We start from the raw sequence: 15885 nt of genomic DNA on the forward strand, positions 1-15885 counted from the left end.
CCCTGTGATTGCCTGGTTGGTCATCGGTCTGATCCTTGCCTTTTCCTTGCTGGTTCTTCTGAACTGGTGGGCAAACGCTGATGTAGAGACGGCGAAACGGTCGCTTTTCTGGGCCATCGTGGGCCTGTGCGCGCTGTTTGGTGTTGTGATGCTGGCAGCAGGCAAAGGCTTTTTGGCCGTCATTCCCGCAGGATTTGCAGCCTGGCGCATGTTCGGCACCAAGGCGTCTGAACGCCTGAAGAGCAAGAGCGAAGGTCGCGCCCGGTCGTCCGGTGGGATGACCCGTCAGGAAGCGCTGGACGTCCTTGGGCTTGAAGACGGCGCCAGTGAACAGGAAATTAACCAAGCTTACCGTAAGCTGATGGCGCAGTGCCACCCGGACAAAGGCGGAAACGACTATCTGGCTGGCAAGCTGAATGAGGCGAAACAGACGCTTTTAGGGCGGTGAGGCGCGATCTTATGAGACGCGGGTACCTTTTGTTGGTGGGGATTCTGGCTCTTTTCGGGGTGCAGCCCCTGTGGGCTGAGCCGGATACATGGCAACAGGGCCAGCCAGTCATCGTTGGCACCATCACCCATAATCCGCCTTATGTGCTTGAAGACCCTTCCTCCGGCATTGATCTGGATATGGTTGCGGAAGCCTTTTCCCATGCGGGGCTGAAGGTTGAATTCGTGCATGCGCCGCTTTCACGGGTGCAGGTGCTTCTGTCTTCCGGCAAAGTGGACGCCATGACCACCTTCAGCACCAATGAAGACTTGTGCATCAACAGCGAGATATTCAGCTATTGGCATGACGGAATATCGGTTCCGATAGAATCGATGGACCCGATCGCATCTGTCCAGGACCTGAAGGGCATGCGCGTTGGAATGTTCCCAGGCGCGGTAGATGTGCTGAAGGAGCTGACGCCCGAGGATATCGTCACCTTCGGCAGCAGCGTGACGGTCTATAACCGCGGGCAGCTGATCCGGATGATGCTCTACCGCCGGTTGGACGCCTATATCGGCGACTATTGGGCGCTTGAATATGCCTATCAGCAACTGGCGGCCGACCAGCCGCGACCGTTCAAGGTGGCTGTTCGGTTCCCGCCGACGCCGCGGCGCCTGTGTGTCCGGGATTCGGCTTTGGTGAAACGCTTCAATGATGGGGTCAAGGCCCTTGCAGAAGGTGATGTCGCAGAGCGGATCAGGGCGCGCTACCTGAAAGAAAAATGATGAAATGCACTGTCAGTTTGACAGATTGCAACCGGCAGGGCAGGCTGAATATAACAACTCGCCGTTAAATAGGGACCGCCTCATGTGTCAACCTGGGGGTGAAAATCGGGTAAGCTATTCATTCAGGTCTCCGTCAGAAGCGCGGGACCTGGCGCGCAAGCTTTCGCAGCATGCGCCAGAGCCACCCAGGGCGGAAATGGGCCTCTTCGAATTGATGATGAACGCCATTGAGCACGGCAATCTTGAGATTGGCGCCCACGAGAAACGCAACTTACTGGCCGAGGACAGGTTGGTGGAGGAAATCCAGGCCCGCCTGACAGATGGCCCCTACAAAGAGCGCCTGGCGAAAGTCGACATCATCAAGAATGATGGGGTTCTGCAATACTGCATCACTGATGAGGGCAAAGGGTTCGATTGGGCGCGGTTCATGCAGGGCGACACGGATGCGTCTTTGAACGAGAGCGAGTTTGGGCGAGGCATTTTGCTGGCCAAGTCCATCGGCTTCGACGGACTGGCCTATAGCGGTATCGGTAATGTTGTAACAGCTTCCATAAAGCTGAAGTAAAAAAAAGCCCAGTATCCAGCCAAGTGGTAACGGATTGTTTAGTATTTATGGCTGAATATGGTCTCGCCGGCGGGGGTCTGATACAATCTATCCTTGAAGATACACAGACGCATACGGGATTTCTAATCAATGAGTGATGACCGCACACATGTTACGGGTGTTGAAGTATTTTTCGAACCCGATGACATCATCGTTTCCAAAACGAACAAGCAAGGCCATATCACCTACGCCAATGACGTGTTTCTCGATATTGCGGGATACACTGAAGAGGAAGTAGTCGGTAAGCCGCACAGTGTTATTCGCCACCCTGACATGCCTCGTTGCATCTTCAAGGCGCTTTGGGATTCTATCCAAAGTGGCGAGGAGATCTTCGCCTATGTCATGAACAGGGCAAAAAACGGCGACCACTATTGGGTGTTGGCGCACGTCACTCCCTCTTTCAGTACTTCTGGTGAAATCATTGGGTATCATTCCAACAGGCGGGTTCCCAACCGGGCCTCGCTTGAGGGGACCATTATCCCGCTTTACCAGGACCTGTTGAGGATTGAGGCCGCAGGTGGCCGCAAGCAGGGTCTTGAAGATTCGAGCGCGCACCTCGCAAAGCTCCTGAGCGACAAAAACATGACTTTGAACGAATTTTCGCTGTCGCTTGCTTGACGGCAGAGTAGGAACCGGTGATGACGGAACAATCAGTAAACCTCGATGCATCGATCCAGAAGGCGATAGATGTATGCCAGGCAGTGGCAGGCGGCGATTTTGAGGCGCGTATCCTGAACCTTCAGGAGGACGGCGAACTCAGACCTCTTTTCAATGCAATCAACCGAATTATTGACCGCAACGACGCCTTCGTTCGTGAAGCAAAGGCGGCGATGCAGGCGGTCAAGGAACACCGCTATTACCGGAAGATCCTTGAACCCGGCATGCCCGGCGTCTTCCTGCATGCGGCAAGGGATATCAACGCGTCGATCGAAAACATGGGCGCCATCCACAGCCAGTCAACCTCGCTGATTTCGCTGGTGGACTCGCTGGTTGAAGATGTGGCCGACAAGAAGAATGAAATTCAGGACGCTGCGCACGATTCGATCAAACGTACAGAGGAAAACTCTTCGAACACGATTGAGGTGTCCCGCGCTGCCACGCGGACGCTGGAGAACACCAACGGGGTCGCCGCTGCGACTGAGCAGATGAGGGCCTCTTCGCAGGAAATCGCCCGCCAGATTACCATGTCGGCGGACTGTGCGGCCAAATCTTTGTCCGAAACCGAGTTGGCGGCGGAGAAGATCTTGTCGCTGGAAGAGGCGGCAAAGGCCATCAGTTCCGTGGTTGACCTTATCACCAAGATTTCCAGCCAAACCAACCTGCTGGCGCTAAATGCGACCATTGAGGCCGCGCGGGCTGGCGAAGCAGGCAAAGGGTTTGCGGTCGTGGCAAGCGAAGTGAAAAGCCTGGCGAACCAGACATCGGCGGCGACCGAGAATATTACCAACCAGGTTCACCACATTCAGCAGACCACGTCCGAAAGTGTGGACGCGATTGCCAGCATCAAGAAAATCACGCAGGAACTGAGCGAGATCAGCGCAGGTATTTCCGCAGCGGTCGAAGAGCAGGACGCGGCAACCGGCGAAATCGGGGAGCAGGTGGGGCGGCTGCGGGATGACATCGAGATCGTGTCTGAAAATGTTACCAAACTGGTTCAGACAGCTGCGTCTTCATACTCATCGTCTATCCAGGTGATCTGGTCATCCGATGAGATCGACGAACCACTCTTTAAACTATCTGACGCGATGGGCGACTTCGTCCGCATTGTGAATAGCTGATCAGAAAGGCAGGCTAGGAAATGGACCATAAGATCACCACATCCGGCAACAAGACAACAATTGCCATGAGCGGGCGCCTGACCTTTGATGACCAGGGCACCTTCAGGGTCATGCTAAAGGATTTGGCGGAAGAGTCCGGCGCTGAATGGCTGCTCGACATTACGCCGCTTGAATTCCTTGATTCAGCGGGGCTTGGCCTGCTGCTGCGCGCCAAAGCGATCGCAGAAAAGGAAGGCAAAAGCATCGCGATGAAGGCCCCCACGAGCGGCCACGTGGCCGACATCATGAAAATTTCTCAGTTCCACGCCTTGATTCCCTTCGTTTAAGGGCGGCTGAGGCTTTCTAGGTATTTATCGGGGCGTCTGAACCTATGGGGTTTGGGCGCCCCTGTTCATTTTTGCTGCGATAGAAGTCACACCGGCCGAGAGCATTCATTGTCAGGTGCTCTGGGCCCCCCACAGTTTCCTGCTTTTGGGCGCACTGGTCGCACCATTCGGTGTCGCCGCATTTCAATTTTTGGGTCATGACAGCCCCTTCCATTGGCTATCGGCCCCTTCGTGCAAATGTGCTTTTACTATAGCGGCGTTTAAAAACCGTTAAATGCGGCAGGTTGCCGCGCAGCCCACCCGAAACGATATCGCAGGATTTCCATATTGACGGCAAGCGCCGCCGCTGACACTTTGGTCAAAATTTCTCCATTTATCCAAAGGTATTTTCATGGCAGGCCACTCTTTCCATCACACCGTTTTGCGCGAATATGATGTCCGCGGCATCGTTGACGAGACGCTGCATTATGAAGACGCGAAAGCGCTTGGGCAGGCATATGGCACGCATGTGAAACGCGCTGGCGGCAGCCGCGTGTGTGTGGGCTATGACGGTCGGGTGTCCTCCCCGAAGATGGCGGAAAACCTGATGGCGGGGCTGGCATCCACCGGCCTTGAGGTGATCAACATCGGCCTCGCGGGCACGCCGATGCTTTATTTCAGCGTGTTCGAGCTCGATACAGACGGCGGCATCATGATCACCGGCTCCCACAATCCGGCCAACTATAACGGCTTCAAGATGATGATGGGCAAGAAGCCCTGCTTCGGCGAGGCCATCCAGGCCATCGGCAAAACCGCGAATGCGGGCGACTATGAGGTGGGTGAAGGCAGCATCCGGGAAGAGGACGTGTTCGACCGCTATATCGACCGCCTGATGCGTGATGTGGACATGAAGGCCTTCACCATTGTGTGGGACCCAGCCAATGGCTCGCTCGGCCCTGCGGTCGAGGCGCTGGTGAAGCGCCTGCCGGGCAAGCATATCGTGATCAACGCGGAAGTGGACGGCACTTTCCCGAACCATCATGCGGACCCGACTGTGGAAGCCAACCTTGAACAGCTCAAGGCTGCTGTTGCAAAACACGGCGCAGACATGGGCCTTAGTTTCGACGGTGACGGTGACCGCATCGGCGCCATCGACGCCCACGGTCGCGTGGTGTGGGGTGACCAGATGCTGGCCATCATGGCGGGTGACCTCTTGAGGGAAGTGCCGGGCGCGCCGATCATCGCGGACGTCAAGGCCAGCCAGGCGCTGTTTGACCGCATCAAGGAGCTCGGCGGTGAGCCCGTGATGTGGAAAACCGGCCACAGCCTGATCAAGGACAAGATGGTTGAGCTGAACGCGCCGCTCGCGGGCGAAATGTCAGGCCATATTTTCTACAAGCATAAATTCTACGGCCATGATGACGCGCTTTATGCCGGGATCCGGTTCCTGAATGCCATCACCAAGCAGGGGGGCGATCTGGCCGCGCTCAAGGACGGCCTGCCGGCCGCCATCAACACGCCGGAACTGCGGTTTGACTGTGACGACGTGCGCAAGTTCGACGTGGTCAGGGAAGTGAAGGCCCGGCTTGAAGAAGCAGGCGCTGATATGTCCACCGTTGACGGCGTGCGGGTGCAAACATCAGACGGTTGGTGGCTCCTCCGCGCCTCGAACACGCAGGCTGTGCTGGTCGCACGCTGCGAGGCATCCACTGAGGCAGGCCTCGCCCGCCTCAAGCATGCTCTCGTCGAAGCCCTTAAGGCCTCCGGTGTCGACGCGCCAAGCGACCTTTAATGTGGCAGTGACGCATCATGAAAGAATACTTCGTAGGCTATGACTATGGGATGGGCGGAATTTGGACATACCTTATAGCGCCTTCAAAGAAGGCTATTCATGAGGTCTACCCTGATATCGGAGTGTGGCTGAGGCCGCCATTCTTTGACGATAGTTTACTAGAATCTATCAAGGCAAATGGCTGTTATCCCCTAAGTGAAGTGCCTGAACCAATGCACAATGCGCTATTGGCCGCACCGAGAAATAAAATATGAATAGTCGTCAGAGCGCTATTGCTTAAAACGTAGATTTAGATTTCGAGTCCATACTCATAGAACTTCGCAACTAAAACATGCCGTTGTCGTTTTTGGATGTCTCCGGCACCGGCATGGCCACGCCCCAGTGTTCCACCATCTTGCCGTCTTTCATGCGGAAAATGTTCACCACGGCGCCGCCACGTTCCTCTGGCGAGCGCTTCACGTGCATATGCAGCCACACAAGGTCACCGCTGGCGGCTGAACGCACGATGCGGGCGGAATACTCAGGATACCGCTTGGCCCGCGCGCGAAACAGCGCGATCAGGGAATCCCGCCCGTCCTCGAGCCGCGGGTGGTGCTGGATATAGGGGTCGCCAAAACATTCGTCTGCTGCCTTGTCCACGTCCAGCTTGTTTTCCAGCAGGTCCATGCAATAGATAGCTTTCTCAAGGTTTGCCGCCTCAAGCGCGTGCTGGGCTTCGTCGCCAGCATGTGCGGTTGAGGCTGCAATAAGGGCGAGGGCGCTACCCGTAAGGTAGGCAAAAGTTTTGGTTTTCATCGTGTCATGTCCCCATCGGATTAGTCTTGAAGCCACAATAGCGTCCGGCCGGTCTGGACGAAGACTTCTGCGACGGGTAGACCCTGGTACGCGGCAGATGGGGAAGGTGTCACATTCTTTGCCAACTTCTTAACAACAAAGTCGCTTTTTTTCACCGCATCTTTACCCTTTTGCCCCACGCTGAAGGGAATACAACCGGGTCCAAAATCGTTCATCACTTAATGGTGACGAAAAAAGTACCGACGGAGTATTTGTAGTGGGCGTCAGATATACTACATTATGTAGGTATGGATTGACGGAGGACCGATGCCTGACAAGCGTAAAGACGGAAATGACGGTGGCGACACGGGTGTATTGACCCGGACAGAGGCCAAAACCAAAAAGCCGTCCATGTATAAAGTCCTGCTTCTGAATGACGATTACACCCCAATGGAATTTGTGGTGCACATACTGCAACGCTTTTTCCGCATGACGATCGAGGAAGCAACCGAGGTCATGCTGCATGTTCACCAGAAGGGTGTGGGCGTGTGTGGCGTATTCACCTATGAGGTTGCCGAAACCAAGGTAAATCAAGTGCTTAGTTTCGCGCGCCAGAATGACCACCCGCTACAATGTACGCTTGAGAAAGAATGAGTTCCCCCGCGCCGTTTGCTTTATCAAATGGTGCCGACAGCTGAAGGATAAAAAGAGTGCCCAGTTTTTCCCCACATCTTGAAGAGACCCTTCACAGAGCGCTCAAGGAAGCAAACGAGCGTAGCCACGAGTATGCCACGCTTGAGCATCTCCTTCTGGCGCTTCTGGACGATCCTGAAGCTGTTGCGGTCCTGAAGGCCTGCGACGTGGATATCGACGTGCTTAGGGGCCAGATCATCGAGTATCTCGATGACGACATGGAAAACCTGAAAGTTGATTCCGACGGGCTTGAGGCCACGCCAACGGCAGGCTTCCAGCGCGTGGTGCAGCGGGCGCTCCTTCACGTCCAAAGCTCTGGCCGCGAGGAAATGACCGGTGCGAACCTTCTGGTTGCCCTGTTCTCCGAGCGGGAAAGCCACGCTGTCTACTTCCTGCAAAGCCAGGACATGACGCGCCTTGATGCTGTCAGCTATATTTCCCACGGCATTGCCAAGGTGCCCGAGTTCGGTGAAGAACGCCGGGTGCGTGGTGCGGCTGAGGACGAAGAAGAAACCGTGCAGGCAGAGCCCGCAGCAAAGGCCGAGAAAGCCGATACAGCCCTTGCGGCTTACTGCGTGGACCTGAACCAGAAAGCCCGCGACGGCAAGATCGACCCGCTCATCGGCCGCGATGCCGAGCTTGAGCGCGCGGTCCAGATCCTGTGCCGACGGTCCAAGAACAACCCGCTGCTGGTGGGTGACCCGGGCGTGGGCAAAACCGCCATCGCGGAAGGCCTTGCGCGCCGCATTGTCGAGCATGATGTGCCTGAAGTGCTTGAAGGCGCCACCATCTTCGCGCTGGATATGGGCGCGCTTCTGGCCGGCACGCGCTACCGCGGTGACTTTGAAGAACGCCTCAAGGCGGTGGTGAAGGAACTTGAGGCCACTGAAGGCTCGGTCCTGTTCATTGACGAAATTCACACGGTGATCGGGGCAGGGGCCACATCTGGCGGCGCCATGGATGCCTCGAACCTTCTGAAGCCTGCGCTGGCAAGCGGCTCGATCCGCTGCATGGGCTCCACCACCTATAAGGAATTCCGCAGCCACTTTGAAAAAGACCGCGCGCTTCTGCGCCGGTTCCAAAAGATCGATGTGAACGAGCCAACGGTTGAGGACACGATCAAGATCCTTAAGGGCCTGAAGCCTTATTTCGAGGACCACCACCAGGTGCGTTTCACGGCGGAAGCCATCAAGACGGCTGTTGAGCTGTCGGACCGCTATATCAGTGACCGCAAACTGCCGGATAAGGCCATCGACGTGATCGATGAAACCGGCGCGGCCCAGATGCTGCTGCCGCCATCAAAGCGCAAGAAAACCGTTGGCGTGAAGGATGTGGAAGCCGTGGTCGCCAAGATCGCGCGCATCCCGCCCAAATCCGTATCGCGCGACGAAAGCCGCGTGATGGAAACGCTGCAAAAAGACCTGAAGCGTGTGGTATTCGGCCAGGACAAGGCGATCGAGGCCCTGTCTGCGTCGATCAAGCTGTCGCGCGCGGGACTTCGCGAACCCAACAAGCCGATCGGCTCTTATCTCTTCTCTGGCCCCACCGGCGTGGGCAAGACCGAGGTTGCGCGCCAGCTGTCCAGCCTTTTGGGTGTGGAACTGCACCGCTTCGATATGTCCGAATATATGGAACGCCATTCGATCAGCCGCCTGATCGGCGCGCCTCCGGGCTATGTGGGCTTTGACCAGGGCGGTCTGCTGACCGACGCGGTTGACCAGCACCCGCACTGTGTGCTCCTTCTGGACGAGATCGAAAAAGCGCACCCGGACCTCTTTAACGTGCTTCTGCAGGTTATGGATAACGGCACGCTCACAGACCATAACGGCAAGAAGATCGATTTCCGCAATGTGATCCTGATCATGACCACGAACGCGGGCGCGGCAGAGCTTTCGAAATCCGCGATCGGTTTCGGCCGCGAAACGGACGAGACAGCCTCCGACGACGCGATCAAGAAGATGTTCAGCCCCGAATTCAGGAACCGTCTGGACGCCACCATCGCGTTCGACTTCCTGCCGCCTGAGGTGGTATCCCGCGTGGTTGAGAAATTCGTACTGCAGCTGGAGCTTCAGCTTGCGGAGCGGAATGTCGAGATCAGCCTCACGGAAGAAGCCAAGGCTTGGCTTTCTGACAAGGGGTATGACCGCCACTATGGCGCCCGCCCGCTCGCCCGCGTGATCCAGGAGCATATCAAGACGCCGCTGGCGGACGAACTGCTGTTCGGCAAGCTCGCCAAGGGCGGCGAAGTGGTTGTGAAGGTGAAAGACAAGGAAATCGCCTTCGAGATCACACCGCATGCCCCGCCTGCCGCCAAGCCTAAGGCACCGAAGAAAAAGAAAGCCAAATCCGGCGTGCCAGCAACCCGCAAGGAAGGCAAGCCGCCGGTGCCAGTGAAATAGCGGCCATCAAGCCCAGATACACAAAAGCCAGTAGCCCCGCGGTTGCTGGCTTTTTTCTTGATCACTGTGTCTGCCCGCGCTATAACCCGCGCCCTTTTCATGCACTATTTGGGGAAATGCCGTGCTTGTGACCGACCGCCTGATCCTGCGCCCGTGGCGAGAGGAAGACCGTGAACCCTTCGCAGCCTTGAACGCCGACGCGGATGTGATGCGCTATTTCCCCAGCGTGCAAACCCGCGCACAAAGCGACGCCACGATTGACCGCCAGATGAAGGCGCAGGCGGAAGTCGGCTATTGCTTCTGGGCCACTGAAAAGCGCGATAGTGGCCAGTTCATCGGCTTTATCGGCATTCAGGACGTGCCGGACTATTACGGCATCGGTGACGGCATCGAGATCGGCTGGCGGCTGGCAGCAAATGCATGGGGGCAGGGGCTGGCCCCTGAAGGTGCGCGGGCGTGCCTGGCCTTTGCATTTTCCAAACTGCAGGCGCCTGAAGTGGTGGCCTTCACCGCCAAAGTAAACGGCCCGTCCATGCGGGTGATGGAAAAGATCGGCATGACGCGGGATCAGGGAGGTGATTTCGACCACCCGATGATCGAAGAGGGCCACCCCATCCGTCCGCACGTCCTCTACCGCATTGGAGCGGAGGATATGCGCTAATCCTTCCTGAACGGCGAGTGTTCGCCATAATAGGCGATGTCGCCTGCGACCGCCTCGCGTTCCTCGGCCAGATACTGAGCAACGGCGCGGTGAAAGCCGGGGTCGCGCAGATAATGCGCGCTGTAGGTCTTCACGGGCTCATAGCCGCGCGCCAGCTTGTGCGGGCCCTGGGCACCTGCCTCAACAAACGTCAGGCCGCGGTTGATGGCGAACTCAATGGCTTGGTAGTAGCAGGCTTCGAAATGCAGGCAGGCGTGGTCTTCCACGCAGCCCCAGTGACGGCCGTAAAGCGTGTTCCCACCAATGAAATTGAGCGCGGAGGCAACCGGGCGGCCATCAAGGCTGCAGTGCACCAGCAGGATGCGGTCCGCCATGCGCTCGCCAATGAGCGAGAAGAACTCGCGGTTCAGATAGGGCTGGCCCCATTTGCGCGCGCCGGTATCGATGTAGCAGCGATAGAAATGGTCCCAGTGATGCTCCTGGATGTCGCCGCCTGTCAGCAGCTCGATCTGGATACCGCTATCCGCAACCGTGCGGCGTTCTTTCCTGATCTGCTTGCGTTTCCTTGACGACAGGGCTTCAAGGAAATCTTCAAAATCCCGGAAGTCCCGGTTGCGCCAGTGGAATTGCTGATCGTTCCTGATCAGATAGCCGTTCGCACCCGCGAGCTGTGCTTCGTCTTCGGGCAGGAACGTCAGGTGCAGGGAGGAAAGCCCCAGCTGGTCCGTCAGGCCCTGCGCGGCTTCAAGAAGGGATATGCGCCCCATATCATCCGCGCGGGACAGCAGGCGCGGACCGGTGGCAGGCACAAAGGGCACGGAAGATTGCAGCTTCGGGTAATATTGGCCGCCCGCCCGTTCATAGGCCTGGGCCCAAGCATGGTCGAACACATATTCGCCATAGGAATGGCTTTTCATATAAAGCGGCATCACGGCCAACGGGCGATCCATACCATCAAGGTCGATCCGGGCATGGAACGGTTGCCAGCCAGTGTCCGCCGAGGCGCAGCCGCTTTCCTCAAGCGCCTGAAGGAAATCGAATCCTATGAAAGGGTTGCTGTGCCCGGCGCAGGCATCCCATGCTTCGCGCCCGATATCACTGATGGAATTTGCGAAGGACGCCTTGATTTGGCTGCCGTCCGGCATGCCTAAAAGTCCTCGCCCACCACGGCAGGGGCTTCAAAGATCAGGGCGTCGGCATGCTGGCGGCCAACGGCCTCGAGCTGTTTGTCCCTTACTGTCCAGGTCAGGAGCGGCTTGCCCTTTTCGCGCCATTTGGTGCAATAGGTGTTGGGCAGCAGGTTGATGTCGCAGGCCAGGAAGTCAGGCTTGCATTTATGGACAGCCAGCTGAAGCCCGAGACGCTTTCTGACACCCAGCAGCACTTCACGGCCAACGACCAGGCCGCGGGCGTATTTCGGCATATAGGTTTTGAACCACAGTACGATTCGCGGGTCGAATGACATCACGGCCACCGGCCCCTGATAGCCTTCAAAGGAGTGGCGAACGCCGGCACACAGTTTCTGGATGTCCATTTTAGGATGGGATTTGATCTCGATAAAAAGTGGCACTTGGCCGTCGATCGCATCCATTACATCCGGCAGGCTTGGGATCGGCTTGCCGCTTTTACCCACAGTGAATTTCTTCAGCTGCTGGAAGCCCCACATGCCAACGGCCCCTTGGCCGTCTGTCATGCGTTCAAGTGTATCATCATGAAATACAACGACAATATCGTCTGCGGTGGCGCGTACGTCGATTTCAACGCCATAGCCCGCATGCACCGCGTCAGAGACTGCAGCGATGGTGTTTTCCTCCGCCACTGTGCCTGGCTTATGCAGGCCCCGGTGGGCGACGTCTTTTTCTGTCAGCCATGGAAATTCGCGGGCTGCTGTCTTGCCGTTTGCCATATCAGTCCTTGATTTCAACGAGCGCGTCGATTTCCACCGGCACATTCAGGGGCAGGGCGTTCACGCCTACTGCAGACCGGCTGTGGCGTCCTGCGTCGCCAAATACGTCAACCATCAGGTCGCTTGCCGCATTGATGATCTGCGGCTGGCCGCCGAAGCCATCGACACAGTTCACAAAGCCGCCAAGCTTTACTACGCGGTCCACGCGGTCCAGGTCGCCGTCGCAGGCTGCTTTCATCTGGGCGATCAGGTTGATGGCGCACAGGCGGGCTGCGGCCTTGGCGTCGTCCTCGGAAACCCCGTTCCCGACCTTGCCTTCAAAGGCAAGCTTGCCGTCCTGCATGGGGATTTGGCCGGAAATGCTGACCAGGTTACCGCTTCTGACAAAGGGGACATAGTTGGCCACGGGGGCAACGGGAGTTGGCAGGTCGATGCCGAGGTCTTTCAGGCGTGCTTCAATGCTCATTGGGGTGTCCAAACTCTAGAAAACCTAAGGAAGTTAAGCCCTTATAGCAAACGGTTGGGCATAAAAAAAGGGCCTTGAAGGCCCCAAAAGCGTCATTCGCCGGCCTGACCGGCGAATCCACTTCTCCGTCTGCGTTTGCTGTGATGGACTCGCCGATCAGGTGGCGTACCGCCAGCTTCGCAAACGGCGAGTGACGACCTGCAATCGCGCTGTGACAGTCTTCCTGATACCCTACGCCGACTTCAGATGCGCGCCCTTGCGCGTCTGTTTGTCGTGGTACATGGCCTGGTCCGCCGCTTCGATCAGCACGGCAGGGTCGGTGGTGCCGTCAAACGCCTGAACACCGATGGAGCACCGCACCGGAATGGTGGCACCGCCGTAGCGTACCTTGCCGGCGTTGATTTCCTTTTGCAGTGTCTGAAGGCGCTTCATCCCCTGCGCGGCAGAGCAGCGCTTCAGAATGACAGCAAATTCGTCACCCGCGATGCGCGCCACGGTGTCTGACGGCCGAACATGCTGCTTCAGGGCCTTGGCAACGAAGCGAAGCACGGCGTCGCCAGCCATGTGGCCGTGAACGTCATTGATATGCTTGAAACCGTCCAGGTCGATAAAGCCCAGCACGCCTTCTTCGCCGTGGCGGCCGGCGGATGCCAGCGTCTGGCCAAGGGCAGTTCTGAGGCCGCGCCGGTTCGGAATGCCGGTCAGTTCGTCAGTGACGGATAGCTGCTCAAGGAAGGAAATCCGTTCCTGTTGCTCCGACATGCGTTGCTCGGCGGCGGCTGCGAAGCTCAACACTTCTGTAATCAACTGCCAGCCTGCGCTGTCGAATTTCATTTCAGCATTAGCCGCGGTCTGCATCAGCTTGCTCGCGAGGTTGCTGACATAGGGGTTGATCTCGGCCTTGTCGTTCAGCTTGTTTTTGGACTGCTCGATCATGCGTCTCTCCAAACATTGGTTGCTCGGGAAAAGACTAGCAAGACCTGTGCCACTGAAGGGGCTGTGATAAGGTTCTGAAATATATGAATTTATTATTTCTTTCTTGGGGAGGGGGCATCTTTTGCCGGGACCTTGGAGCGTCCCTTCATGATGGCTGCCGTGCCAAATTTGCCGCGTAGGGCGTCCATGGCCTTTTCAGCCGTCTGGCGTTTGGTGCGCGCGGGCTCAATCAGGTCCGGCTGGTCGGCCTCAGCGAGCGGCCTGAAATGGCTGACGCCGATGCCGATCAGGCGGTAGGGCGTGCCATCCGCGAGCGGCTTCAGGAGTTGCTGGCCGATCTCGAAGATTGTGCCCGCCAGTTGCGTGGCGCCGGAGATAGTGCGCGAGCGGGTGATGATGCGGTGCATGCTTGTCTTGAGCTTGAGCGTGATGGTGATGCCCGCCAGGTCCTTGCGCTTCAGGTCTGCAGACACGGCTTCGCATAGAGGCCAGAGCTTTTCTTCAAGCGCGTCATAGTCCGCCAGGTCTTTATCGAGCGTGCGTTCGCTTGAAACGCTCTTGGTTTCAGACACGGGGCTGACCCGGCGATTATCAATGCCGCGGGACAGGCGGTAGAGCCGTTGTCCGGTCTCGCCGTACCGGCGCATGAGGGTACTTTCTTCCATCTCCTGCAACTGGCTGATCTGGGTCAGCCCATCTTTTTCCAAGGTTCTTGCTGATTTTGCGCCGATGCCATAGATGCGCGTGATCGGCAGCGAGGCAAGCACGGCTTGCTTGTCGCTTTCACCAATCACAGTGAAGCCCCGCGGCTTGTCCATGTCAGACGCCAGTTTAGCCAGGAACTTGTTGGCGGCCAGCCCGACAGAGACAGTGATCCCCACCTCTCGTTCCACATCCAGCGCGAATTTGGCGAGGAGCTTGGCGGGAGAGGCCTTGTGCAGCCGCTCTGTGCCTGTGAGGTCGAGAAAGGCTTCGTCGATCGACAGCGGTTCCACAAGCGGGGTCAGGTCACGCATCATGTCCCGCACCTGACGGCCGACTGCCTGATAGTGGCTCATGCGCGGCTTCAGGATCACGGCGTCCGGGCATAGCTTCCGCGCCTTATACATCGGCATGGCGGACCTGACCCCGCTCATGCGCGCGATATAGCAACAGGTGGAAACCACGCCCCTGTGCTCGCCGCCGATCATCACAGGTTTTGACGCCAGTTCCGGGTTGTCGCGCTTCTCAATAGAGGCATAAAAGGCGTCGCAATCAATGTGTGCGATGGTCAGGCTAAAAAGTTCCGGATGCGAAATTGTCCTTGGTCTGTCGCACTTGGGGCATATTTTGCCACCGTCATATTCATGCAGGCATACCCGACACAGGCTAGGGCGGGATGAACCCGCCTGTGTCGCGGCTGTCTGGGTCATGGTCGCTGCCCCTGGGCCAGCGCATGCAGGTGATCGCCAAGGGTTGGCCAGTCATTGAAGCGGACATGGGCGTCTGGTGCCTTGCCGATAAGTTTCGCGAGGCGCGGGTCGCCGATGAAATGCACCCTGTGAATTTCCGGCGCGTGGGCTGCCACAGACGTGTGCTGGGGCGGCAGGTCATCGATGAACACGGTATGGGCGGATACAGCATCCGCGAGAGTTCTTGCCCCCGGTCCCTTTTCGCCCTTGTTGGCGATCACCGGATAATCCAGGCCTTGGGCCTTCAGGCTGGCTTCGCGGCGGTCGCGGCAGCGGCTGGGCACGTTAGAGAGAATCGCAATCTGGTAGACCTCGCGCAGGCCGTCGAGCGCATCCCGCGCGCCGTCCACCAGCGGTACATCGTCGACACAGGCATCGAAAAAGCCGGCGATATGGTCGCGCACATGTTCAGGCGGGACCGGAGTCTCGCTGCCTCTGTGAAAGATATTGCCGCTTAGCTGGAAGCTTGAAAGCCTCAGTTCCGCCCCTTGGGTGGCCAGATACTGTTCCAGCCGCTCGACGAACCTGAGCAGCACTTCGTCTGCGTCCAGCAGCAAAAGAGGGCGCCCGGGGTCGATGGTGGCAATGAGGTCTGAAACACTTGTCATGGCGCTACCAGTCCTGGCCTTCGCCGCCGCCCAGCGCGCGCCATGCGGTTACCAGCGTTTCGGGCTTTTCCCCCAGCGTTTCCGCACAGGCCATCAGGTCCGGCTCGAAATTCACCAGGAACTCAAGGACGGACGCCAGGAAAGCCGGGTCTTGGATACGGGCGCGGATATCGTCCACATCCACACCCGAGAGCGCCATGAAGCGGTCGCGGATTTCATCTTCCTGAAAGATGAAGGCCGCGCTCTGGAGCGCAACGGTCTGGGCGATGTCGGGGGTCATGGAAAATGCCTCGCTAGCGG

General features: G+C 57.7%; 18 protein-coding genes. 10 read left to right on the plus strand and 8 right to left on the minus strand.

What is annotated here, in order from left to right:
- Positions 1–4 precede the first annotated feature (4 nt).
- The 7 genes from ACFO5Q_RS18315 (at position 5) to pgmG (ending at position 5691) form a co-directional block, all read left to right on the plus strand.
- Positions 5–448: a DnaJ domain-containing protein gene (locus ACFO5Q_RS18315; protein ID WP_068144554.1), complete on the plus strand. Its 444-nt coding sequence runs from the start codon at positions 5–7 to the stop codon at positions 446–448.
- Between the two features lie 11 nt (positions 449–459).
- On the plus strand, positions 460–1212 hold the full coding sequence (locus ACFO5Q_RS18320) for a substrate-binding periplasmic protein (protein ID WP_068144551.1): 753 nt from the start codon (positions 460–462) through the stop codon (positions 1210–1212).
- An 82-nt stretch (positions 1213–1294) separates the two neighbouring features.
- A complete protein-coding gene (locus ACFO5Q_RS18325) occupies positions 1295–1777 on the plus strand; it encodes an ATP-binding protein (RefSeq protein WP_068144548.1) in 483 nt (160 codons plus the stop codon).
- Between the two features lie 129 nt (positions 1778–1906).
- The gene (locus ACFO5Q_RS18330) at positions 1907–2434 is read left to right on the plus strand and encodes a PAS domain-containing protein (RefSeq protein ID WP_068144545.1); all 528 of its coding nucleotides are present in this window, start codon (positions 1907–1909) and stop codon (positions 2432–2434) included.
- 20 nt (positions 2435–2454) lie between these two features.
- Positions 2455–3594, plus strand: a complete 1140-nt coding sequence (locus ACFO5Q_RS18335) for a methyl-accepting chemotaxis protein (RefSeq protein ID WP_068144542.1) — start codon at positions 2455–2457, stop codon at positions 3592–3594.
- A gap of 20 nt (positions 3595–3614) precedes the next feature.
- Positions 3615–3920, plus strand: coding sequence for an STAS domain-containing protein (locus tag ACFO5Q_RS18340; protein ID WP_068144538.1), 306 nt, complete (start codon positions 3615–3617; stop codon positions 3918–3920).
- 391 nt (positions 3921–4311) lie between these two features.
- Entirely contained in the window at positions 4312–5691 is a 1380-nt protein-coding gene (gene pgmG / locus ACFO5Q_RS18345) for a phosphoglucomutase/phosphomannomutase PgmG (RefSeq protein WP_068144531.1), read from the plus strand.
- 324 nt (positions 5692–6015) lie between these two features.
- Here pgmG and ACFO5Q_RS18350 read toward each other — a convergent pair whose 3' ends face one another.
- A complete protein-coding gene (locus ACFO5Q_RS18350) occupies positions 6016–6486 on the minus strand; it encodes a nuclear transport factor 2 family protein (protein ID WP_068144525.1) in 471 nt (156 codons plus the stop codon).
- A gap of 306 nt (positions 6487–6792) precedes the next feature.
- Between ACFO5Q_RS18350 and clpS the strand changes: the two genes are divergently transcribed.
- From clpS to ACFO5Q_RS18365, 3 genes are all read left to right on the plus strand, one after another.
- The gene (gene clpS / locus ACFO5Q_RS18355; RefSeq protein ID WP_068144522.1) at positions 6793–7119 is read left to right on the plus strand and encodes an ATP-dependent Clp protease adapter ClpS; all 327 of its coding nucleotides are present in this window, start codon (positions 6793–6795) and stop codon (positions 7117–7119) included.
- Between the two features lie 56 nt (positions 7120–7175).
- Entirely contained in the window at positions 7176–9557 is a 2382-nt protein-coding gene (gene clpA, locus ACFO5Q_RS18360) for an ATP-dependent Clp protease ATP-binding subunit ClpA (RefSeq protein WP_068144519.1), read from the plus strand.
- A 121-nt stretch (positions 9558–9678) separates the two neighbouring features.
- Positions 9679–10218 carry a GNAT family N-acetyltransferase gene (locus tag ACFO5Q_RS18365; RefSeq protein ID WP_068144516.1) on the plus strand — a complete coding sequence of 180 codons (540 nt, stop codon included), beginning with the start codon at positions 9679–9681 and terminating at the stop codon, positions 10216–10218.
- On the opposite strand, the gene ACFO5Q_RS18370 is transcribed toward ACFO5Q_RS18365, so the two are convergent.
- The 7 genes from ACFO5Q_RS18370 to ACFO5Q_RS18400 form a co-directional block, all read right to left on the minus strand.
- Positions 10215–11363: a GNAT family N-acetyltransferase gene (locus ACFO5Q_RS18370; protein WP_068144513.1), complete on the minus strand. Its 1149-nt coding sequence runs from the start codon at positions 11361–11363 to the stop codon at positions 10215–10217. The genes ACFO5Q_RS18365 and ACFO5Q_RS18370 overlap by 4 nt on opposite strands.
- Positions 11364–11365: 2 nt before the next feature.
- A complete protein-coding gene (locus ACFO5Q_RS18375) occupies positions 11366–12124 on the minus strand; it encodes a glycerophosphodiester phosphodiesterase family protein (RefSeq protein ID WP_068144510.1) in 759 nt (252 codons plus the stop codon).
- Position 12125: 1 nt separating this feature from the next.
- A complete protein-coding gene (locus ACFO5Q_RS18380) occupies positions 12126–12590 on the minus strand; it encodes a RidA family protein (RefSeq protein WP_068144508.1) in 465 nt (154 codons plus the stop codon).
- A gap of 231 nt (positions 12591–12821) precedes the next feature.
- Positions 12822–13526 (minus strand): GGDEF domain-containing protein, encoded by a 705-nt coding sequence (locus tag ACFO5Q_RS18385; RefSeq protein WP_068144506.1) that lies wholly within the window; start codon positions 13524–13526, stop codon positions 12822–12824.
- Between the two features lie 92 nt (positions 13527–13618).
- Positions 13619–14938 (minus strand): DNA polymerase IV, encoded by a 1320-nt coding sequence (locus ACFO5Q_RS18390; protein WP_068144503.1) that lies wholly within the window; start codon positions 14936–14938, stop codon positions 13619–13621.
- The gene (locus ACFO5Q_RS18395; RefSeq protein WP_068144500.1) at positions 14935–15585 is read right to left on the minus strand and encodes a hypothetical protein; all 651 of its coding nucleotides are present in this window, start codon (positions 15583–15585) and stop codon (positions 14935–14937) included. Before ACFO5Q_RS18395 ends, ACFO5Q_RS18390 begins: the two co-directional genes overlap by 4 nt.
- Before the next feature lie 4 nt (positions 15586–15589).
- A complete protein-coding gene (locus ACFO5Q_RS18400; RefSeq protein WP_068144497.1) occupies positions 15590–15865 on the minus strand; it encodes a DUF3572 domain-containing protein in 276 nt (91 codons plus the stop codon).
- Positions 15866–15885 lie beyond the last annotated feature (20 nt).

Source organism: Kordiimonas lipolytica (assembly GCF_042651265.1).
Taxonomy (GTDB): Bacteria; Pseudomonadota; Alphaproteobacteria; order Sphingomonadales; family Kordiimonadaceae; genus Kordiimonas; species Kordiimonas lipolytica.